The organism is Shewanella alkalitolerans, from assembly GCF_019457575.1.
GTDB classification, from domain to species: Bacteria; Pseudomonadota; Gammaproteobacteria; order Enterobacterales; family Shewanellaceae; genus Shewanella; species Shewanella loihica.
Genome location: NZ_CP080422.1, coordinates 1363289 through 1382854, shown reverse-complemented (window position 1 = coordinate 1382854; position 19566 = coordinate 1363289). Strand labels below are relative to the sequence as shown.

Sequence of the window (19566 nt, the reverse complement as noted above, 5' to 3'; positions counted from 1 at the left end):
ACTGCACCCAGCAATAAGGTATCAATTAACCGCCATGGCTCGCCTGTTTTTACTGCCAATCATCTTAAGTTTGTTCTGGGCGCTGTTTCTCTATCTCAACGGCGTGCCACTGAAACAAGGCAAGAAGGGCTTTATCTACATCATAGCGATCAGCGCTACCCTCATGCTCTCACTCGGCTTTCTGCTCTGGCTCACCGCCGGGCAAAACCTGCGCGGTTAACTCTATGTCAGTCGCCCTGCGGGGGGGAAATTACCCCTGCTGGGTGAAGGTCGCCAGATGCGCCTCGAGCTCGGCTTCGGTAGTCGGCAGCTCGCTCAACTCGAAGGTCAACGGATCGCCGCCGTTTAACATAAACACCGAATGATCGCCGTGGTCATAGTGAAACCATTTACCGTTCACGCAGATATCGGTATAACAATTGGGTCGTAATTCCATCGTCTACTCCTCACTAATTGGGTAGTGGCTCACCAAAACTGACGTATTGAGAGCTGCATCACACTATAAGACACTAAATCGGCTAGTCAGGCGTTGATCTGCATCAAGCGCTTTAGCATTAGCTTGATTAAGGGAAGCCGAATAGATAGTCGTCTTTGAGAAAGCTGTCTTGCGCAAGAGTTCTGTTTGCTCTTATTAAAAGCGGACTTTACAGCAGGGCTTAGCAACTGAGTCTAAAAGCAGCACTTAAATAGCGCTCTAAAATACCCAGCCAAATACTTAGTAAAAAAAACGGCCGACACAGGTGTCGACCGCTTCATCAGCTCAACGTGTATGTAATCAGCTTTAACTAGCCACCCAGTACCGCCAGCAAGACACCGGCGGCGACCGCTGAGCCCAGCACACCGGCCACGTTCGGCCCCATGGCGTGCATCAAGAGGAAGTTTTGCTGATTGGCCTGCAGACCCACCTTGTTGACCACACGCGCAGCCATAGGCACCGCCGAGACGCCGGCTGCGCCGATCAACGGATTGATCTTACCACCAGACAGCTTGCTCATCAGCTTCGCCATCAGCACGCCAGCCGCGGTGCCAATACCGAAGGCAACGGCCCCCAGCACCAGGATGCCCAAAGTTTCCAGCTGCAGGAATTTATCGGCCGAGAGCTTAGAGCCTACCGCCAGGCCTAAGAAGATGGTCACTATGTTGATCAGCTCATTCTGCGCCGTGTTGGAGAGTCTATCGACCACGCCTGATTCACGCATCAGGTTGCCCAGGCAGAACATGCCCACCAGAGGCGTCGCCGCCGGCAGGAAGAGAATGGTCAGCCCCAGCACCGCCAGCGGGAAGATGATCTTCTCAAGCTTACTCACCTCACGCAGCTGCTCCATTTTGATCTGACGCTCGGCCTCAGTGGTCAGCAGCTTCATGATAGGCGGCTGTATGATGGGCACCAGCGCCATGTAAGAGTAGGCCGCGACCGCGATGGCGCCGAGCAGCTCAGGCGCCAGCTTAGAGGCGAGGAAGATGGCCGTCGGACCATCGGCGCCGCCAATGATGGCGATGGCCGCCGCATCCTTCATAGTGAACTCGAAGCCCGGCACGGCGTTAAGGGCGATGGCACCGATTAAGGTGGCAAAGATCCCGAACTGCGCCGCCGCCCCCAGCAACAACATCTTAGGGTTGGCAATAAGGGCCCCAAAATCGGTCAGGGCCCCGACCCCCATGAAGATCAGCAAGGGGAAGACCCCGGTTTCGATCCCCACATGGTAGGCGTAATAGAGCATACCGCCCTCTTCGGTGAAGCCCCCGTTGGGAATGTTGGCCAATATGGCGCCAAAACCGATAGGCAAGAGCAGCAGAGGCTCGAAACCTCTGGCGATGGCCAGATAGAGCAAGAGCGCCCCCACTGCCATCATCAACAACTGGCCGCCGGTAAAGTTAGCAATACCCGACTCGGCCCAAAAGGCGATTAATCCGTCCATCTTAGCTCCTATGCAATGGCAAGCAATTGATTGCCAACGGCAACAGAGTCGCCTTCTTTAACCCACACCTTAGCGACTACGCCATCGGATTCGGCGCGGATCTCTGTCTCCATCTTCATCGCCTCGAGGATGATCACCACATCTCCCGCCTTGACGGCATCCCCTGGCTGCACATTCACCTTGAAGATGTTGCCCGACAAGGGAGCGTTCATGGGAGAGCCTTCGCCGACCACAGGCGCGGCAGGCTCTGGCGCCGCAAAGGGCACCACATTCTCGCTTGGCACTATCTGACTGATATCGCCGCCGGGAGAGACCTCCACCACGAAACTCTGGCCCTGAACATTGACCGTATAGGTCTCCTTGCCCTGTGGCTGACGCGCGCTAGCTGGCTCGCTTGCAGTCGCAGCTTGAGTAGTGGCTTGAGGAGCTTCTGGCTTAGGCTCGAATGCATCCGGATTATCACGGTTCTTGAGGAACTTAAGGCCGATCTGCGGGAAGAGCGCGTAGGTCAAGACATCATCGTCCAGCTCAGCTGCCAGGCTTATCTGCTCGCTGCCGGCCTTCTCGCTCAACTCGGCCCTCAGGCTATTCAGCTCGGCGGGCAGCAGGTCTGCGGGGCGACAGCAGATCGCCTCAGCGCCGGCCAGCACGCGAGCCTGCAGCTCACTATTTACCGGCGCAGGCGTGGCGCCATATTCGCCCTTGAGCACACCTTCGGTTTCCTTGGTGAGCGACTTATAACGCTCACCTGTGAGCACGTTGATCACCGCCTGGGTACCGACGATCTGTGATGTCGGAGTAACCAACGGAATAAAGCCAAGATCTTCACGCACCTTAGGGATCTCTTCGAGCACCAGATCCAACTTGTCGGCGGCGCCTTGCTCTCTCAGTTGATTCTCCATGTTGGTGAGCATGCCACCTGGCACCTGGGCGCGCAGAATACGCGAATCGATCCCCTTGAGCTCCCCTTCGAAGGCAACATATTTCTTACGCACCTCTCTGAAGTAGGCGGCGATCTGCTCGAGCAGCGCCATGTCGTAACCCGTGGCCCTGTCGGTATCTTCCACCATGGCCACCAAAGTCTCGGTAGCGCTATGACCATAGGTTTGGCTCATCGAAGAGATAGCGGTATCGAGCACGTCGATGCCAGCCTCTATCGCCTTTTGATAGGTCGCCGTGCTCAGGCCCGTGGTGGCGTGGCACTGCATAGAGATGATCAGGTTGGTCTGCGCCTTGAGCTGGCTGATGAGATCGAAGGCATCGAAAGGCTTGAGCAGACCGGCCATATCCTTGATACAGAGCGAGTGACAGCCCATATCTTCCAGACGCTTAGCCATGTCCACCCAAGTCTCTAGGGTGTGTACCGGACTTGTGGTGTAGGAGATGGTGCCCTGGGCATGACCGCCCACCTCGACCACTGACTTAACCGCAGTCTCCAGGTTACGCACGTCATTCATGGCATCGAAGATACGGAACACATCCACACCATTTTGATGCGCGCGCTCGACAAACCTGTGCACCAGGTCGTCACCATAGTGGCGATAGCCCAGCAGGTTTTGTCCCCTAAGCAGCATCTGCTGCGGCGTATTGGGCATGGCCTTCTTAAGCTCACGAATGCGCTCCCAGGGATCCTCCCCTAGGTAACGGATACAGGCGTCGAAGGTGGCACCGCCCCAGGATTCCAGCGACCAGAAGCCCACCTTGTCGAGTAAGGGGGCGATAGGAAGCATGTCGTCGATACGAAGACGCGTGGCAAGAATCGATTGATGCGCGTCGCGCAGGACGACGTCGGTTAATGCAAGTGGCTTGCTCATAAAAACTCCCTACTTCTATTTATGCTTTGGCGCGATATTGATGGACGGCGGCGGTGATCACGGCGACCATCTTAGGGTCGACGCCTGGAAAGCGTGAAACTTGCGCTTCGCTCGCTTCGGCTAGTGGTGCAAGATTAGGTTTAGGCGCACATTTCCAGGCCACCAGATTAACGACCCCAATGAGTATAGTTAGGAAGATAAACACCAACCCCATACCCAGCACCATGATCATCAGTGCTTCCATTATCTGTTGAGCCATTGAATCCATACTATCCTCTCAGGTTAATCGAGCACATCAGACTTACGGCCTAGCCGCAGGACATGCTATTTATTCAGGTAATACGCATTAAAATCGACAGATGACATGACAGGTGTCGTCGATTGAGGCGCAAAAAGATCGCCTTTAGCCAGGAAACCTTAACCAATCTATAACAAAAAGGCGAGCACCTTGTAAATTGGTCTTACCAAATTACGACTAATTGATAAGGGGCTTTCGGTTATTTCACAATAAATGGCGACTATTTTTGACGATCACATAAAAAATTAGCCATCAAATCTAGGATTAGATTAAAAAGCCCTAACCTGCTTGAAAATTGAATTCACGAAAACGAACGAGATCGAGAGTGAGATGCAAGATTATGCAAACTGCCTCGGCTATAAGCGAGACGATATTGAGAGATGAGCGGGAATGGCCTCAGTATGAGCCAGATGACGATAGACTTTGAGTTTTTGAGCGTTGAACTTCAAACGACACGGGGAAACAGGCATAAAAAAACCCGCAACTTAGGTTGCGGGTTTTAATAATGGCGGAGAAGGAGGGATTCGAACCCTCGATGGGAGATAAAGCCCATACTCCCTTAGCAGGGGAGCGCCTTCGGCCACTCGGCCACCTCTCCGTCTAAAATGGTACGCGTGAGAGGATTCGAACCTCTGACCGCCTGGTTCGTAGCCAGGTACTCTATCCAGCTGAGCTACACGCGCAAAATTCTAGGCTTTCAAACAAAACGACGGCCAAAAACCGTCGATTTATAAATGTGGTACGCGTGAGAGGATTCGAACCTCTGACCGCCTGGTTCGTAGCCAGGTACTCTATCCAGCTGAGCTACACGCGCACAGAAATTTTGGTAAGTTAGGAGATGGTACGCGTGAGAGGATTCGAACCTCTGACCGCCTGGTTCGTAGCCAGGTACTCTATCCAGCTGAGCTACACGCGCATCTTATATCTATAACCTACTTTTACTGAAAAACAAATGGTACGCGTGAGAGGATTCGAACCTCTGACCGCCTGGTTCGTAGCCAGGTACTCTATCCAGCTGAGCTACACGCGCCCTGTTTTGTCAGTTAAGAAATGGCGGAGAAGGAGGGATTCGAACCCTCGATGGGAGATAAAGCCCATACTCCCTTAGCAGGGGAGCGCCTTCGGCCACTCGGCCACCTCTCCGTTTTCTTGGCGCACATATTACTGTTTGAAGAAAATAAGTCAAACCATTTCTCCTAAACAAATTCTGTTTGAGCTGTTTTTAAGCAGTTATCCCTATTTCCCCTAAGCGCCTGTATGCTATGTCGCCGTTATGGTTAAAAAGCTGTCAGCCAAAAACAAAAAAGCCAGCAAACTTGCTGACTCTTATAGTGTAACGCCGGTTAAATCTATCGCTTAAAAATTGCCGCCTTCAGAAGAGCTACCTGACTTTTCAGACTGAATACGCTGATAAATCTCTTCACGATGAACTGAAACTTCTTTTGGTGCATTAACACCAATACGAACTTGATTACCCTTTACGCCTAAAACGGTGACAGTAACTTCATCACCAATCATCAGTGTTTCACCAACACGACGAGTCAATATCAGCATTTTTTGCTCCTTTAGTTCCTAATTCTGCTTATACGGCATTATTCCGTTATGACCTTATTATACGGTCAGCTTAGTACAAATTAATAGTGTTCTGATAAAAAACACCCTTTTATTGCATGTTAATTCGTTTAAATGTGCCGCACATCGCTGATTTATCGGGATCAGGCATGACAGATAACCAAGATAGTAATGGCAGTCAGTTAAACCAGCATTAAATTTAACACTTTAAACTGTACCTCAGCTTAAGCTTCAATCAATATGGCACAAAAAAAGCGCTCATGGAGCGCTTTTTTCTATTGAGGCAACTTAGGCCAAACGTTCTGACAACCAAGGGATAACAGAATCCAGTGCGCCCGCTAACTTCTCGGGCTCGCTGCCACCGGCCTGGGCCATGTCTGGACGTCCACCGCCCTTACCGCCCACCTGAGCGGCCACCATAGCCACCAGCTCACCGGCCTTGACCTTACCGGTCAAGTCTTTGGTGACACCGGCAATCAGGTTCACCTTGGCGTCGCCAGCGATGCCAAGCACCACAATGCCAGATTGCAGCTTCTGCTTAAGCTCATCCTGCAGGCCGCGCAGTGCACCTGCCTCGACACCTTCCAGCAGCTTAACCAGTACCTTAACGCCAGCAAGCTCCTGAGCCTCCCCGGCCAAATCGGCGCTGGTCGCGGCCGCGAGCTTGTCTTTAAGCTGAGACAGCTCTTTCTCAAGCTGCTTAGTCTTATCCAGCTGGGCTTTGAGCTTAGCCACTACCGAGGCGCTGTCGCCCTTAAGTAGCGCAGCGGCTTGTTCAAGCTGCGCCTGCTGCTCACCCACATAGGCAATTGCTGCGGCTCCTGTAACCGCCTCGATACGACGGATACCGGCCGCGATACCGCCTTCAGAGGTGATCTTAAACAGACCAATATCGCCAGTGCGGCCCACGTGAGTACCACCACACAGCTCGATAGAGAAGTCACCCATGGTCACCACGCGAACCTGAGAGTCATATTTCTCACCAAACAAGGCCATGGCCCCTTTCTCTTTCGCTTGGTCGATATCCATCACCTCGGCCTTCAGCTCGTGGTTACGACGGATCTGAGTGTTGACCAGATCTTCGACCTGCTTAAGCTCTTCACGCTTAACCGCTTCGAAGTGAGAGAAGTCGAAACGCAGACGCTCAGGCTCAACCAGAGAGCCCTTCTGGCTCACGTGAGTGCCCAGCACCTGACGCAGCGCGGCGTGCAGCAAGTGAGTCACAGAGTGGTTCAGCTCGGTGCGATGTCTAAGCTTCTTGTCTACTGCAGCGTTAAGGGTTTGACCCATAGCAATACTGCCGGCCTTGACCTGACCGATATGGCCCATTGCCTGACCATATTTTTGCGTATCCTTCACCTCGAACGCGACACCTTCGGCGCTCAGCTGGCCCTTATCGCCACACTGGCCACCAGACTCTCCATAGAAAGGCGTGCTATCGAGCACCACAACACCTTGGTCGCCTTCGGCTAGCGCGTCGACCGCCTGACCATCGACATAGAGGCCGATGACCTTGGCTTCGCCATTAAGGTCGCTATAACCGCAAAACTCGGTTTCGGCATCGATCTTCAGGCTTTCGTTGTAATCGGTATCGAACTGACCCGCTGCCTGGGCGCGACTGCGCTGCTCGGCCATGGCCGCTTCGAAGCCAGCTTCATCGACCGTGATGTCACGCTCGCGGCAGACGTCAGCCGTTAAATCAACCGGGAAACCATAGGTGTCGTACAGCTTAAAAGCGGTCTCACCGTCAAGCTCCTTACCCTCTAGCTGGCTCAGGGCATTATCGAGAATACCAAGACCACGTTCGAGCGTACGAGCAAACTGCTCCTCTTCCGCCTTAAGCGCCTTTTCGACGATCGCCTGGGTCGCCACCAGCTCTTTAGCCGCATCGCCCATCACTTCGATCAGTGTAGGAACAAGCTTGTAAAAGAAGGCCTCGGTAGCACCTAGCTTGTTACCATGGCGCACGGCGCGGCGGATGATGCGGCGCAATACGTAACCACGGCCCTCGTTTGATGGCATCACACCATCGGCCACCAAGAAGGCGCAAGAACGGATATGGTCGGCGACTACACGCAGCGACTTGTTCTCCAGATCGGTCACGCCCAGGATCTCGGCGGTCTTCTTGATCAGTGACTGGAAGATATCGATCTCATAGTTTGAGTGCACACCCTGCATGATAGCGGCGATACGCTCGATGCCCATACCGGTATCGACAGAAGGCTTAGGCAGTGGATCCATGGTGCCGTCGGCTTGACGGTTATACTGCATGAAGACTATGTTCCAGATCTCGATGAAGCGGTCACCATCTTCTTCCGGCGTGCCGGGACGGCCGCCCCAGATGTGCTCGCCGTGATCGTAGAAGATCTCGGTACAAGGGCCACAAGGGCCGGTATCGCCCATCTGCCAGAAGTTATCAGAGGCGTATGCCGCCCCCTTGTTATCGCCGATGCGGATGATGTTCTCGGCCGCGACGCCAATCTCTTTGTTCCAGATCTCGAAGGCTTCATCGTCTGTCTCATAGACGGTGACACACAGGCGCTCTTTTGGCAGCTTGAGTTCTTCGGTCAGGAAGGTCCAGGCGAAGCGAATCGCATCTTGCTTGAAATAATCACCGAAGCTGAAGTTACCCAGCATTTCGAAAAAAGTGTGATGACGTGCGGTGTAGCCGACATTATCTAGGTCGTTGTGCTTACCACCGGCGCGTACGCAGCGCTGTGCCGTGGTGGCGCGGCTGTAGTCGCGCTTGTCTTCACCGAGGAAAACATCTTTAAATTGGTTCATCCCTGCGTTGGTAAATAGCAAGGTGGGATCATTGCCAGGTACCAGTGAACTGCTGTCCACAACCTGGTGACCGTTTCTGCGGAAAAACTCCAAGAAAGCACTTCTCAGCGCTGCAGTGGTTTGATACATGAAATCATCCTGAATTTGATTATTTTAGCGATGAAAGCAAAAGGCTCACCGACGATGCTCAGTTAGCCCAGCATTATAAGCAGTCTATAGATGAACAACCAGAGGTTTAGCCGAGGATCCCCAAAGAAAGCGTAAAAAGCCTAAGTTTCCATTGGGTCTTTTAGCGGTAGCGCGCAAGAGCAGATAAAGGGAAATCACGATAGTGGACTAGAGCCCAGTATTGGTCCTGGTAAGGATGAGGATATTAGTCGAAGTCTGGGTCGACCTCTAAAGCATAGGTAACCTGATCGAAGCCAAAGCCTTGGGAGAGGAGATAACGCACTCGTTTGGCGCGCTCTTTCTGATCTTGAATGGGGCCGCTAGTGGCATATTTCTTAGCAGCCTTCTGTCTCGCCAGTTCGAACCAGTCGCAGTCGCTCTGATTAAGGCTAGACTCGATAATCTCTTTGGTCAGTCCCTTCTGGGACATAGATTGGCGTATCTTGTTCTGACCATGGCCTTTAGCGATATGCGAGCGCAGCAAGAGCCCGGCAAACCTGGCATCATCGAGATATCCCTGGCTTTCACATTGACCAAGAACAGCCTCTATCTCACCATCTAGAAAGCCTTTCTGAGTCAGCTTACTCTTTATCTGATAGCGGGAATAATCGCGGCGAGCCAGGAGGCCCACCGCTACTTGCATCGCCGACATCGTCATTGAGAAACCATAGTCATTACAAAGCCAGAGTCTTAAGGCAAGGTTTAGTTGACTCGGCGAGCTTAAAATACTTCACCGGTTTCCAGGTCGACGTTCTCATCGCCTGTGGCCGACTGAGCCACCGCTTGACCACCGCCTAGCAACATGGCGCGTAGCGCCTGGTCGATTTCGGCGCCAATCTCTGGGTTCTCTACCAGGTATTTACCGGCATTGGCACGGCCCTGGCCAATCTTGTCACCCTTGTAGCTGTACCAAGCGCCTGACTTTTCAATCAGCTTGTGCATCACGCCAAGGTCTACCAACTCACCGGTACGGTTAATGCCTTCACCATAAAGGATCTGGAACTCTGCCTGTTTGAATGGCGCGGCAATCTTGTTCTTCACCACCTTAACGCGAGTCTCGTTACCAATGACCTCTTCACGGTCCTTGATGGCGCCGGTGCGGCGAATATCCAGACGAACAGAGGCGTAAAACTTAAGCGCGTTACCACCGGTAGTAGTCTCAGGGTTACCGAACATCACGCCTATCTTCATACGGATCTGGTTGATGAAGATCAGCAAGGTGTTAGATTGCTTGAGGTTACCCGCTAGCTTACGCATCGCCTGACTCATCATACGCGCCGCAAGACCCATGTGAGAATCACCGATCTCACCCTCAATTTCCGCCTTAGGCGTCAGAGCGGCAACCGAGTCGACGATGATCACGTCGACGGCACCAGAGCGAGTCAGGGCGTCACAGATCTCAAGCGCCTGCTCACCGGTATCTGGCTGAGAACACAGCAGGTTATCGATATCCACACCGAGTTTTTGTGCATAGATAGGATCCAGTGCGTGCTCGGCGTCGATGAAGGCACAAACCTTACCTTCACGCTGGGCAGCGGCAATCACTTCCAGAGTCAGGGTGGTCTTACCCGAAGATTCAGGACCATAGATCTCAACGATACGACCCAGTGGCAGGCCGCCTGCGCCCAATGCAACGTCAAGCGACAGAGAACCCGTTGAGATAGTCTCAACATCCATAGAGCGGTTTTCACCTAGCTTCATGATAGAGCCTTTACCAAACTGCTTCTCAATCTGGCCAAGGACCGCACTCAGGGCTTTCTCTTTATTCGCATCAATCTTCATTCTGCTTTCCTCTCAATCACAGACGCTGCGCTGTGGGGTATCCGTTAAGTTAAAGCCCGCAGACGGTTTCTGCATCGCTTTAGGCTGTCTCAATATGCAACCTAGTATACTGTACAATCATACAGTATCAAGTACTGTATGCGATTATTTTTATCCGGCCTTAACCAAAGTCGGCTTACCAGCCCCAGTCGCATTAGCACTAAATTTATCCAAACAGACAGGATAAATGCGCAACCGCCATCAATTTATTGTTAGTATTGTGGCCATTCATTCTGTGCTGGCCGCAGGGCTATGACAGACATTTTTGTAGCAGGATACCTTGGTTAATTCATGAACGCCGTCGATACTCAACATCTTGAAAAGCACACCCCCATGATGCGTCAATATCTGACGCTGAAAGCCGAAACACCCGATATGTTGCTTTTTTATCGTATGGGAGATTTTTACGAGCTCTTCTACGACGATGCTAAGCGGGCCTCAGAGTTGCTGGGGATCTCCTTGACCGCTCGCGGCAAGAGTGGAGGCGATCCTATCCCCATGGCAGGCATCCCCTACCATGCAGTAGAAGGCTATCTTGCTAAACTGGTGCAGCTCAGGGTATCTGTAGCCATCTGCGAGCAGATAGGCGATCCGGCCACCACCAAGGGGCCGGTAGAACGTAAGATTGTTCGCATCGTCACCCCGGGTACACTCACTGATGAGGCCCTGCTGCAGGAGCGGCAAGACAACCTGCTGGCCGCCGTCTATCACGGCAAGGTGGGTTTTGGTTACGCGACCCTGGATGTCTCGTCCGGACGCTTCGTGGTCACCGAACTTGCCAGCAAAGAGGCGCTGGAAGCCGAGCTGCAACGCACCAATCCAGCGGAGCTACTCTACAGCGAAGATTTCAGCGAGCCGGCTTTGATCGCCTCGCTGTCGGGTAAGCGTCGCCGTCCCGAATGGGAGTTCGACTACGACACCAGCTACAAGCTGCTGCTGGAACAGTTCGGCACCAAAGATCTCTATGGCTTTGGCCTGGGGGAAGTCAGGCTATCGCTACAGGCGGCCGGCTGTCTTATCCAGTATGTGAAAGATACCCAGCGTACCGCCCTGCCCCATATCAACGCCATCACCCGCTTCAATCAGTGCGACAGCATAGTGCTGGACGCGGCCACCCGTAAGAATCTGGAGCTAACCCGCAACCTGCAAGGCGGCAGCGACAACACCCTGGCCTCGGTACTGGATAACACGGCGACCCCTATGGGTAGCCGTATGTTGCAGCGCTGGATCCATGAGCCGCTGCGCAACCACAACATCATCCGCGCCCGTCATGACGCCATAGACGAGCTGCTGGACAACGGCTATCACGAGAACCTGCATGAGCAGCTAAAAGCCCTGGGCGACATAGAACGTATCACGGCGCGTCTGGCTATTCGTAGTGCCCGCCCGCGTGACTTTGCCCGGCTGCGTCAGGCCCTGACCCTGCTGCCCGAGATACAGCAGCAGCTGGCTGACTGCAACAGCCCGCACCTCAAGGCGCTCTCGAGTCACCTGGGCGACTTCCCCGAGGAGCATGCCCTGCTCAGCCGCGCTATCGTCGATAATCCACCTATGCTGATCCGCGACGGCGGCGTGATCAAAGAGGGCTATCACAGCGAGCTGGATGAATGGCGAAGACTCAGTCAGGGCGCGACCGACTACCTCGCCGAGCTAGAAGCCCGGGAGAAGGCTGCCACCGGCGCCTCGACCCTCAAGGTGGGCTACAACCGGGTGCATGGTTACTACATAGAAGTGAGCCGCCGCGAGTCGGATCTGGTGCCTATGAGCTACCAGCGCAGACAAACCCTTAAGAACACCGAACGTTACATAGTCGCCGAGCTTAAAGAGCATGAGGAGAAGGTACTCTCAAGTCAAGGCAAGGCGCTGGCGTTAGAGAAACAGCTGTGGGAAGAACTGTTCGATCTATTAATGCCGCGCCTGCACGAGCTACAGGCTTTTGCCCGCGCGGCCGCCGAGCTTGACGTGATCACCAACTTTGCCGAGCGCGCCGAGCAGCTTGACTATCACAGACCAGAACTCACGGCCCAGAGTGGCATACATATCGAGGCGGGAAGACATCCGGTAGTTGAGCGCGTCAGTCAGACGCCATTTATCGCCAACCCTGTCAGCCTCAACCCGGCAAGACGCATGCTAATCGTCACAGGTCCTAACATGGGCGGTAAGTCGACCTATATGCGTCAAGTGGCACTAATCACCCTTATGGCCCATATAGGTAGCTTCGTGCCAGCCCAGAAGGCCGCCATCGGCCCTGTGGATCGTATCTTTACCCGCATCGGCGCCGCGGACGATCTGGCCTCAGGCCGCTCGACCTTCATGGTGGAGATGACGGAAACCGCCAACATACTGCATAACGCCACGCCAGAGAGCCTGGTGCTGATGGATGAGATTGGCCGAGGCACCTCGACCTATGATGGCTTGTCGCTGGCCTGGTCCGCCGCCGAACATCTGGCGCAGAACTTAAAGTCTATGACTCTATTTGCCACCCATTATTTCGAGCTTACCCAACTGCCGGATCAGATGGAGAATGTGGCTAACGTGCACCTTGATGCCATAGAACACGACGACACCATCGCCTTCATGCACGCGGTGCAGGAAGGTGCGGCGAGTAAGAGTTATGGCCTTCAGGTCGCGGCGCTGGCTGGTGTTCCGGCCAAGGTGGTGCAGGCCGCCAAACACAAGCTGCATCATCTTGAGAGCAGGGATAGAGAGGAGGGACTCCCTGAACTGAGGCAGGCCCAGCTGAGTCTGGCCATGCCGGAGACCTCAAAGGCACTGGACAGGCTAGATACCATAGATCCCGACAGCCTGACGCCCAGACAGGCGCTGGATCTCCTCTACGAACTCAAGCAGCTACGCTAAGCTTTCAAGCACTTATACGCTAAGCTATTTGAGCACTTAAAAGTAGCTAGAGCTAAAGCGAGTTACAAAATCTAGACAGCAAAAAAGCGCACCATTTTGGATGCGCTTTTTTTAATTCTGGGGTCGGCCCTTCAAGACACAGGTTTACACCTTAAGGTAACTACCGCTTGTTTCTCCATAAGACGCTAGCATTGCTTATCCACCTTTCAGTCTCTACCGACCGCTCACAAAGGCGATAACAAGAAAGCCACGGCAAACCTTTAGCCTACACCCCGATACACTTTTACACTCTGAAGATAGCTTCTACCGATAATCCTTGAGCACTGAGCAGATCTCGAAGCCGCTTCAGGGCTTCCACCTGAATTTGGCGTACTCTCTCTCGGGTCAAGCCTATCTCTTTACCGACATTTTCCAGGGTCGATGGCTCATAGCCAAGCAGACCGAAACGACGGGCAAGTACTTCTCTCTGCTTACTGTTCAGCTCGTCGAGCCAGCGCACAACAGACTTAGACATATCGTCGTCTTGCACCTTGTAATCCGGGCCTACACAATCGTCGTCGGCTAATACATCCAGCAGCGCCTTGTCGTTGTCGCCACCCAGTGGGGTATCGACCGAGGTGATACGCTCGTTAAGCTTGAGCATCTTACTGACATCGCTACTTGGCAGGTCTAACTGCTCGGCGATCTCTTCTGCGGTTGGCTCATGATCTAGCTTGTGCGCGAGTTCCCTGGCGGTACGAAGGTAAACATTGAGCTCCTTCACCACATGAATAGGCAGGCGAATGGTACGGGTTTGGTTCATGATGGCACGTTCTATGGTCTGGCGGATCCACCAGGTGGCATAGGTTGAGAAACGGAAGCCGCGTTCGGGATCGAACTTTTCGACGGCGCGGATCAAACCTAAGTTACCTTCTTCAATAAGATCCAGTAAGGCTAAACCACGATTGTTATAACGACGTGCAATTTTTACGACGAGTCTGAGATTACTCTCAATCATACGGTTGCGAGATTTTTCACAGCCTTTTAAGGCCTTACGTGAGAAATAAACCTCCTCTTCCGCACTCAATAGGGGGGAAAATCCAATTTCACTTAAATACAGCTGAGTGGCATCTAAGTTCTTTTGTAAGTCATCTTGTACTTGCTGTTCTAGTTCTGCGTCTTTCAAAACCTCCTTGCTGTTGGTCACTGATAGATCAGACTCATTCTTAGACAAGTCCACTAAGGGCTCCGCCACGGCGGTAGATTGTTTACGACCCATAATATACTCTCCCAAATTTTACATGCTAATTTACTGCACTTTACTGTCCTCCAATTGCCAAAATGGCGCCTATAAAATTATGATTTAGGCAAAAATTTAAGTGGGTCGACGGATTTGCCGTGATACCGTATCTCGAAATGCAGCATCACCCTATTGGTACCCGTTTGTCCCATTTTCGCCACCGTCTGTCCCGCGGTAACGAACTGCTTCTCTTTTACTAAGATCTTATCGGCATGAGCATAAGCACTGAGATAGTCATCGCTATGCTTAATGATCACCAGATTGCCGTATCCCCTTAGCGCATTTCCTGCATACACCACTCGCCCATCGGCGGCGGCCTGAATGCGATCGCCTCGGGATCCTGCGATCTTAATCCCTTTATTACCTTGTTCCTTGGTAGAGAATGTGCCGATCAACTTGCCTTTAACGGGCCAATGCCAGCGCTGGACCTTCTTGGGTAGGGTGCTACTGGGCTTGTGGATAACGCCGTTAACATTTTGTTGACCAGTTGTTACAGTGTACGCAGATTTATCGCCCCGATCAAGCGATTTTTTCGCCGGTGCCGTTTTACTGCCAGCAGCCTGCTGGCTAGACTTAACTGTTTGTTTAGGTTGGTTTTTAGCTGTATTTTGTTGCGTTTTCTTACTCGATACCTGAGTGCTACGCTGGGTTTTGCTATTTGTAACAGCGTTTGTCGATTTAAGCTTTAAAACCTGCCCAGGATAGATGGTATAGGGCTTGCGAAGCCCGTTATATCGGGCAATTTCGGCAAAATCTTTGTTGGCCGCCCAGGCGATCGAATAGAGGGTATCGCCGCGCTTGACCTTGTAGTGGTCGGAGGTGAGGCCCCCCTTTTTATAGGCTTTCTTCACCGGCGAGTTGACGTTCACCACGGGAGCGGGTGTATGGGCCTGAAAACTACAGGCGCTCAGCAGACAGCTGAGCAGTATGGCGCACAGTATGCCTATTGGCTTTTGACAAAACCTCAACCGACTCGGGGCGCTTAGCATAGCGGCTCCCCTATTCCCTTAGCGTCGGCGCACCAGATGACAGCCACCACTAGGCGAGTTCACCGTTGACCAAAGGCACAAACTTCACCATCTCTATGGTCTGGGAATGAAATTGATCGCCCATGCGAACCACACGCATCAGTTGCTGTGTCTCCTCGCCGACAGGGATCACCAGCACGCCACCGTCCGCCAGTTGCTGCAGCAACGCCTGCGGCACACTGCTGGCCGCCGCCGTCACCATGATGGCGTCGAAGGGGCCCTTGTTGGCCCAGCCCTGCCAGCCGTCGCCATACTTAAAGGAGACATTATGCAGATCGAGCCGCTTGAGACGCTGGCGCGCCTGGATCTGCAGACTCTTGATCCGCTCAACCGTGCAGAGCTCACCCACCAACTGCGCCAGGATGGCCGCCTGATAGCCTGAGCCTGTGCCTATCTCCAGCACCCTTTTGGGACGCGACTCTAACAAAAGTTCAGTCATACGCGCCACGATATAGGGCTGAGAGATGGTTTGCCCCTGTCCTATGGGCAGAGCAGTATTTTCATAAGCCTTATGCCCTAGGGCCGCATCGAGAAACAATTCTCTTGGCGTTTTCGCCACCACAGCTAAGACTTCGGCATTAGTTATCCCCGCCCCCTGAAGGTGACGTGCCAGATTCAATGCCGCTGTAGTGGCTACCCCATTCATAATTGCTCTATCCATTGCTTTATCTTTGGTACTTGTTCAAACGCGGTCAGGTCCACCGTCAAGGGGGTCACTGACACATAGCCGTTGGCCACGGCATGAAAATCTGTGCCTTCGCTGGCATCTTGCTCTTCACCCGGCGGGCCGAGCCAGAATATCTCCCGTCCGGCAGGGTCTTGCATACGCACCATGCCTTCGGCCCTGTGTCTGGCGCCCAGACGGGTAACTCTAATGCCCTTGATCTCATCGAGCGGTAGATCCGGCACATTCACATTTAAGATCTGATCCGATGCGATAGGGCTATCGATCAGACCCGCCACTATCTTACAGGCATAGTAGGCCGCCGTGTCATAGTGCTTCAGCTCTCGGCCCACCAGAGAGATGGCAATCGCCGGCAAGCCCAGAAAACGCCCCTCCATCGCCGCCGCAACCGTGCCGGAATAGAGGGTATCATCCCCCATGTTGGCCCCGGCATTGATGCCAGAAACCACGATATCCGGTTCATGGGCATAAAACTCGCGAATCGCCAGATGCACGCAATCGGTCGGCGTGCCACTGACGGAAATATAACCATTATCTAACTTATTAATTCGCAAAGGGTTAGTCAAGGTTAACGAGTTGCTGGCACCCGAACAGTTGCGATCCGGACCGACCGTCATCACCTCATAGTGCTTCGCCAGGGCATTGGACAGCGCCGCGATCCCCGGCGCCGTGATGCCATCGTCATTGCTTACCAATATCTTAATCATGGGCTTGCTCGCTCGCTGCGGCCTTTCTGGCCTGATATTCCCGCTCTTTGACATCTTGATAATTCACCAGTTCCCGCAGCACAGAGGTGGCAAAGCTGCCGGCCGGCAGGGCGAACTTAATCACTATGGTGTCATCCTGGATCTCATAGCTTAGCTGCTGCGGCGCGAGAAGCAGCGGGCGGCGCTCCTGATTGAGCCCCGCCTGCTCGAGGCCGGCAAGATCCTCAGGATACTGACCGCAAACGCCCTGCTCGAAGGCTAACGCCTCTGCCTCACTCAATGCCTGGCCCCGGCCCCACATGGGCGCCGAGAGTTGAATATCGCTTTCCGCCAGACGACCATGAAGCGCTTCATCCCAGGGATTGGCCACGAAGTAGCTCTTGCTGCCGGCCAGCATCACACAGTCACCATCGAGTGTATTGAGCTCATGTAGACGAAGTCGCTCACTCACTACCTGATTGAAGAGATACGAGCGCACCGCCGAGAGATAGATGCTGCGCTTGTTTCTGTCTTTCACCTTCTTTTTGCCCGAGAGCATCTGACGACCGAAAATCAGGTTCTTTCCGTCATGACCGAAGCGCTGCTCGCCAAAATAGTTAGGCACGCCAGTGGCTTTAATCAGCTCGATGCGCCGCACCAGTGCGTCCATGTCAGACACGGCCCTTAGTGTCAGGGTGAAGCGGTTACCCGCCAGGGCGCCGGTGCGCAGCTTCTTGCCGTGACGGGCGCTTGATAGCACAGTAAGCTGCTCGCTATTGAGCGACTGCCAGTCTGGCATGCTCTTGCCGGGAATACGCACCCCAAACCACTGCTCTGTGATGGCGTGTCTGTCTTTCTGGCCGGCGAAGGTCACCTCTTTTGGATGCACGCCGGCAAAGCTTGAGAGCATGCGCGCCACATCCGCGGTGTTTAACCCCTCCTTGCGGATGTGCAGCATGTGGTGCTCGCCCTCGCCCGTAGGAAGAAATGGCAAGATCTCCTGCACGATAAAATCGCTGTTGAAGGTTCTTAAGTCGGCGCTCGCCTTGGGCTGGCCATGCAAATAATGTAGTGGGGTCATAACTCTCTCTTATCTCGGGACGGCGCACATCAGCACCACGGCTTCCACCGCTATCCCCTCTTTGCGTCCGGTAAAGCCAAGCTTCTCTGTGGTGGTGGCCTTGACGTTGATCGCCTCTATGTCGCTCTCAAGATCCGCGCTCAGACACTCGCGTATCGCCTGAATGTGCGGCAGCATCTTAGGCGCCTGGGCAATAATAGTGACATCCAGGTTACCCAGCCTAAAGTCCTTATCCAGCGCCAATTGGTAGCAGTGACGTAGCAGCACCCGGCTGTCGGCCCCCTTAAAGTCTGGGTCGGTATCGGGAAAATGTTTGCCGATATCCCCGAGCGCCATGGCGCCGAGAATCGCATCTGAGATGGCATGCAGCACCACATCGCCATCCGAATGGGCCACCAGGCCAGTGTCATAGGGGACTTCAACGCCGCCTAAGATCAGCGGCAACTCGCCGCCAAATTTATGCACATCGAAACCATGGCCGATACGTATATTCATCTGTCATTCACCTGTACTGGAATTGGGGTCACTAGCGGCCGCCTGTAGATAGAGCGCCGCCAGTTGCAGATCCTCTGGATGGGTCACCTTGATGTTATCGAAACGACCGCTTACCAACTGCGGCTGGCCACCGGCCCACTCCATCGCCGAGGCCTCATCGGTAATGGCAACCTGCGCCACCAGGGCATCAGCCAGATTCTGCTTGAGACTGGTCACGGGAAACAGCTGGGGAGTGAGCGCGTGCCAGAGATTCTCCCGGCATACCGTCTCTTGTATCGCGCCGCCTTTACCTGAACGCTTCATGGTGTCGCGTACCGGCATGGCGAGGATGGCGCCCTGCTGATGGCCTGTTTCTGTCTCACAGGCAGCGATCAGCTTATCGATATCGGCCGCACTTAAGCAGGGACGGGCCGCGTCATGCACAAGCGCCCAGGCAGATTGAGATGCAACCTTGAGGGCGCTCAGCACAGAATCGGCGCGCTCTTTGCCGCCGATAACTGTCATCAGCTTGGGGTGGCTCGCCTGGCTCAGCTTGGCGAAATGGGTATCTTCAGGGCTTAGGGCAATAATCACCTTGTCGATGCGTGGATGTTCCAGCAGGCGATCTAGGGTGTGCGCCAGGATAGGTTGATGATTTAACATCAGATATTGCTTGGGGATCTCGGCGCCCATTCGCGCGCCGATCCCGGCGGCGGGCACAATAGCAACCAGCTCTTGTATGCGACTAATCATAGATGTTAACTCGTGTCACTTTAAGGCGAAACCGGCTGAGTCTATTGCTCGCCGATCTCGGCTTTACGCTGAGGCTCACCCACTACGCGAAAGAAGGTCTCTCCCTGTTTCACCATCCCCAGCTCGTTACGGGCACGTTCTTCCAGCGCCTCGGTACCGCGTCTAAGGTCGAGAATCTCTTCTTTGAGTACCTGATTTCGTTCGATGAGTTTGGCGTTACTCTCGCGCTGCAACTTGATCTGTTCCTGCAGCTGAAAAGATTCGGGAAGGCTATTTTGTCCCCACCAGAGTCGATACTGGAGCAGACCAAGCAGCACAAACATGGCGATAAGAAGTCGCTTCATC

Annotated in this window: 18 protein-coding genes and 6 tRNA genes; 2 read left to right on the top strand and 22 right to left on the bottom strand. The window is 53.7% G+C overall.

All coding sequences use genetic code 11. The annotated features are described in order from the left end of the window. The first annotated feature begins 34 nt into the window (after positions 1–34). Positions 35–220: a hypothetical protein gene (locus K0J45_RS06140; RefSeq protein WP_011865025.1), complete on the top strand. Its 186-nt coding sequence runs from the start codon at positions 35–37 to the stop codon at positions 218–220. A gap of 30 nt (positions 221–250) precedes the next feature. Here the strand turns inward: K0J45_RS06140 and K0J45_RS06135 are convergent, their stop codons facing one another. The 14 genes from K0J45_RS06135 to recA all read right to left on the bottom strand — a co-directional run bounded on the left by K0J45_RS06135 (position 251) and on the right by recA (position 10337). After that, the gene (locus K0J45_RS06135; RefSeq protein ID WP_011865024.1) at positions 251–436 is read right to left on the bottom strand and encodes a hypothetical protein; all 186 of its coding nucleotides are present in this window, start codon (positions 434–436) and stop codon (positions 251–253) included. Positions 437–785: 349 nt separating this feature from the next. Continuing rightward, complete coding sequence (locus K0J45_RS06130; RefSeq protein ID WP_220044658.1) at positions 786–1919, bottom strand: sodium ion-translocating decarboxylase subunit beta; 1134 nt, start codon at positions 1917–1919, stop codon at positions 786–788. An 8-nt stretch (positions 1920–1927) separates the two neighbouring features. Then, entirely contained in the window at positions 1928–3733 is a 1806-nt protein-coding gene (oadA, locus tag K0J45_RS06125; RefSeq protein WP_220044657.1) for a sodium-extruding oxaloacetate decarboxylase subunit alpha, read from the bottom strand. Between the two features lie 19 nt (positions 3734–3752). Then, a complete protein-coding gene (locus K0J45_RS06120; RefSeq protein ID WP_258406185.1) occupies positions 3753–3992 on the bottom strand; it encodes an OadG family protein in 240 nt (79 codons plus the stop codon). Between the two features lie 545 nt (positions 3993–4537). Beyond that, a tRNA-Ser gene (locus tag K0J45_RS06115) sits at positions 4538–4629 on the bottom strand. 8 nt (positions 4630–4637) lie between these two features. After that, positions 4638–4714 (bottom strand) — tRNA-Arg (locus K0J45_RS06110). A gap of 54 nt (positions 4715–4768) precedes the next feature. Next, positions 4769–4845: transfer RNA gene (locus tag K0J45_RS06105), tRNA-Arg, on the bottom strand. Positions 4846–4870: 25 nt separating this feature from the next. After that, positions 4871–4947: transfer RNA gene (locus tag K0J45_RS06100), tRNA-Arg, on the bottom strand. 37 nt (positions 4948–4984) lie between these two features. Continuing rightward, positions 4985–5061: transfer RNA gene (locus K0J45_RS06095), tRNA-Arg, on the bottom strand. Positions 5062–5082: 21 nt separating this feature from the next. Then, positions 5083–5174 (bottom strand) — tRNA-Ser (locus tag K0J45_RS06090). 213 nt (positions 5175–5387) lie between these two features. Next, a complete protein-coding gene (gene csrA, locus K0J45_RS06085; protein WP_011865020.1) occupies positions 5388–5585 on the bottom strand; it encodes a carbon storage regulator CsrA in 198 nt (65 codons plus the stop codon). A 306-nt stretch (positions 5586–5891) separates the two neighbouring features. Continuing rightward, positions 5892–8516 (bottom strand): alanine--tRNA ligase, encoded by a 2625-nt coding sequence (alaS, locus tag K0J45_RS06080; RefSeq protein ID WP_220044655.1) that lies wholly within the window; start codon positions 8514–8516, stop codon positions 5892–5894. A gap of 244 nt (positions 8517–8760) precedes the next feature. Continuing rightward, complete coding sequence (gene recX / locus K0J45_RS06075) at positions 8761–9213, bottom strand: recombination regulator RecX (protein WP_220044654.1); 453 nt, start codon at positions 9211–9213, stop codon at positions 8761–8763. Positions 9214–9275: 62 nt separating this feature from the next. Next, a complete protein-coding gene (recA, locus tag K0J45_RS06070) occupies positions 9276–10337 on the bottom strand; it encodes a recombinase RecA (RefSeq protein ID WP_011865017.1) in 1062 nt (353 codons plus the stop codon). Positions 10338–10667: 330 nt separating this feature from the next. Between recA and mutS the strand changes: the two genes are divergently transcribed. Continuing rightward, the gene (mutS, locus tag K0J45_RS06065; protein WP_220044653.1) at positions 10668–13235 is read left to right on the top strand and encodes a DNA mismatch repair protein MutS; all 2568 of its coding nucleotides are present in this window, start codon (positions 10668–10670) and stop codon (positions 13233–13235) included. 283 nt (positions 13236–13518) lie between these two features. Here mutS and rpoS read toward each other — a convergent pair whose 3' ends face one another. From rpoS to ftsB, 8 genes are all read right to left on the bottom strand, one after another. Then, on the bottom strand, positions 13519–14493 hold the full coding sequence (gene rpoS / locus K0J45_RS06060; protein WP_011865015.1) for an RNA polymerase sigma factor RpoS: 975 nt from the start codon (positions 14491–14493) through the stop codon (positions 13519–13521). A 77-nt stretch (positions 14494–14570) separates the two neighbouring features. Further along, on the bottom strand, positions 14571–15503 hold the full coding sequence (locus K0J45_RS06055) for a peptidoglycan DD-metalloendopeptidase family protein (RefSeq protein ID WP_258406773.1): 933 nt from the start codon (positions 15501–15503) through the stop codon (positions 14571–14573). A 49-nt stretch (positions 15504–15552) separates the two neighbouring features. Then, on the bottom strand, positions 15553–16188 hold the full coding sequence (locus tag K0J45_RS06050) for a protein-L-isoaspartate(D-aspartate) O-methyltransferase (RefSeq protein WP_220045228.1): 636 nt from the start codon (positions 16186–16188) through the stop codon (positions 15553–15555). Beyond that, entirely contained in the window at positions 16185–16934 is a 750-nt protein-coding gene (gene surE, locus K0J45_RS06045) for a 5'/3'-nucleotidase SurE (protein WP_220044652.1), read from the bottom strand. The genes K0J45_RS06050 and surE overlap by 4 nt, the downstream gene beginning before the upstream one ends. After that, on the bottom strand, positions 16927–17994 hold the full coding sequence (gene truD / locus K0J45_RS06040) for a tRNA pseudouridine(13) synthase TruD (RefSeq protein ID WP_220044651.1): 1068 nt from the start codon (positions 17992–17994) through the stop codon (positions 16927–16929). The genes surE and truD overlap by 8 nt, the downstream gene beginning before the upstream one ends. A gap of 9 nt (positions 17995–18003) precedes the next feature. Continuing rightward, a complete protein-coding gene (gene ispF, locus K0J45_RS06035; RefSeq protein ID WP_220044650.1) occupies positions 18004–18489 on the bottom strand; it encodes a 2-C-methyl-D-erythritol 2,4-cyclodiphosphate synthase in 486 nt (161 codons plus the stop codon). Between the two features lie 3 nt (positions 18490–18492). After that, positions 18493–19221 carry a 2-C-methyl-D-erythritol 4-phosphate cytidylyltransferase gene (gene ispD / locus K0J45_RS06030; RefSeq protein WP_220044649.1) on the bottom strand — a complete coding sequence of 243 codons (729 nt, stop codon included), beginning with the start codon at positions 19219–19221 and terminating at the stop codon, positions 18493–18495. Between the two features lie 41 nt (positions 19222–19262). Continuing rightward, the gene (gene ftsB, locus K0J45_RS06025; protein ID WP_144203330.1) at positions 19263–19565 is read right to left on the bottom strand and encodes a cell division protein FtsB; all 303 of its coding nucleotides are present in this window, start codon (positions 19563–19565) and stop codon (positions 19263–19265) included. Between the last annotated feature and the right edge of the window lies 1 nt (position 19566).

What these genes read in the sequence shown, in the direction of transcription:
- K0J45_RS06140 (WP_011865025.1), top strand. Translation starts at nt 35, where the DNA reads ATGGCTCGCCTGTTTTTACTGCCAATCATCTTAAGTTTGTTCTGGGCG.
- K0J45_RS06135 (WP_011865024.1), bottom strand. Translation starts at nt 436, where the DNA reads ATGGAATTACGACCCAATTGTTATACCGATATCTGCGTGAACGGTAAA.
- K0J45_RS06130 (WP_220044658.1), bottom strand. Translation starts at nt 1,919, where the DNA reads ATGGACGGATTAATCGCCTTTTGGGCCGAGTCGGGTATTGCTAACTTT.
- oadA (WP_220044657.1), bottom strand. Translation starts at nt 3,733, where the DNA reads ATGAGCAAGCCACTTGCATTAACCGACGTCGTCCTGCGCGACGCGCAT.
- K0J45_RS06120 (WP_258406185.1), bottom strand. Translation starts at nt 3,992, where the DNA reads ATGGCTCAACAGATAATGGAAGCACTGATGATCATGGTGCTGGGTATG.
- csrA (WP_011865020.1), bottom strand. Translation starts at nt 5,585, where the DNA reads ATGCTGATATTGACTCGTCGTGTTGGTGAAACACTGATGATTGGTGAT.
- alaS (WP_220044655.1), bottom strand. Translation starts at nt 8,516, where the DNA reads ATGTATCAAACCACTGCAGCGCTGAGAAGTGCTTTCTTGGAGTTTTTC.
- recX (WP_220044654.1), bottom strand. Translation starts at nt 9,213, where the DNA reads ATGACGATGTCGGCGATGCAAGTAGCGGTGGGCCTCCTGGCTCGCCGC.
- recA (WP_011865017.1), bottom strand. Translation starts at nt 10,337, where the DNA reads ATGAAGATTGATGCGAATAAAGAGAAAGCCCTGAGTGCGGTCCTTGGC.
- mutS (WP_220044653.1), top strand. Translation starts at nt 10,668, where the DNA reads ATGAACGCCGTCGATACTCAACATCTTGAAAAGCACACCCCCATGATG.
- rpoS (WP_011865015.1), bottom strand. Translation starts at nt 14,493, where the DNA reads ATGGGTCGTAAACAATCTACCGCCGTGGCGGAGCCCTTAGTGGACTTG.
- K0J45_RS06055 (WP_258406773.1), bottom strand. Translation starts at nt 15,503, where the DNA reads ATGCTAAGCGCCCCGAGTCGGTTGAGGTTTTGTCAAAAGCCAATAGGC.
- K0J45_RS06050 (WP_220045228.1), bottom strand. Translation starts at nt 16,188, where the DNA reads ATGAATGGGGTAGCCACTACAGCGGCATTGAATCTGGCACGTCACCTT.
- surE (WP_220044652.1), bottom strand. Translation starts at nt 16,934, where the DNA reads ATGATTAAGATATTGGTAAGCAATGACGATGGCATCACGGCGCCGGGG.
- truD (WP_220044651.1), bottom strand. Translation starts at nt 17,994, where the DNA reads ATGACCCCACTACATTATTTGCATGGCCAGCCCAAGGCGAGCGCCGAC.
- ispF (WP_220044650.1), bottom strand. Translation starts at nt 18,489, where the DNA reads ATGAATATACGTATCGGCCATGGTTTCGATGTGCATAAATTTGGCGGC.
- ispD (WP_220044649.1), bottom strand. Translation starts at nt 19,221, where the DNA reads ATGATTAGTCGCATACAAGAGCTGGTTGCTATTGTGCCCGCCGCCGGG.
- ftsB (WP_144203330.1), bottom strand. Translation starts at nt 19,565, where the DNA reads ATGAAGCGACTTCTTATCGCCATGTTTGTGCTGCTTGGTCTGCTCCAG.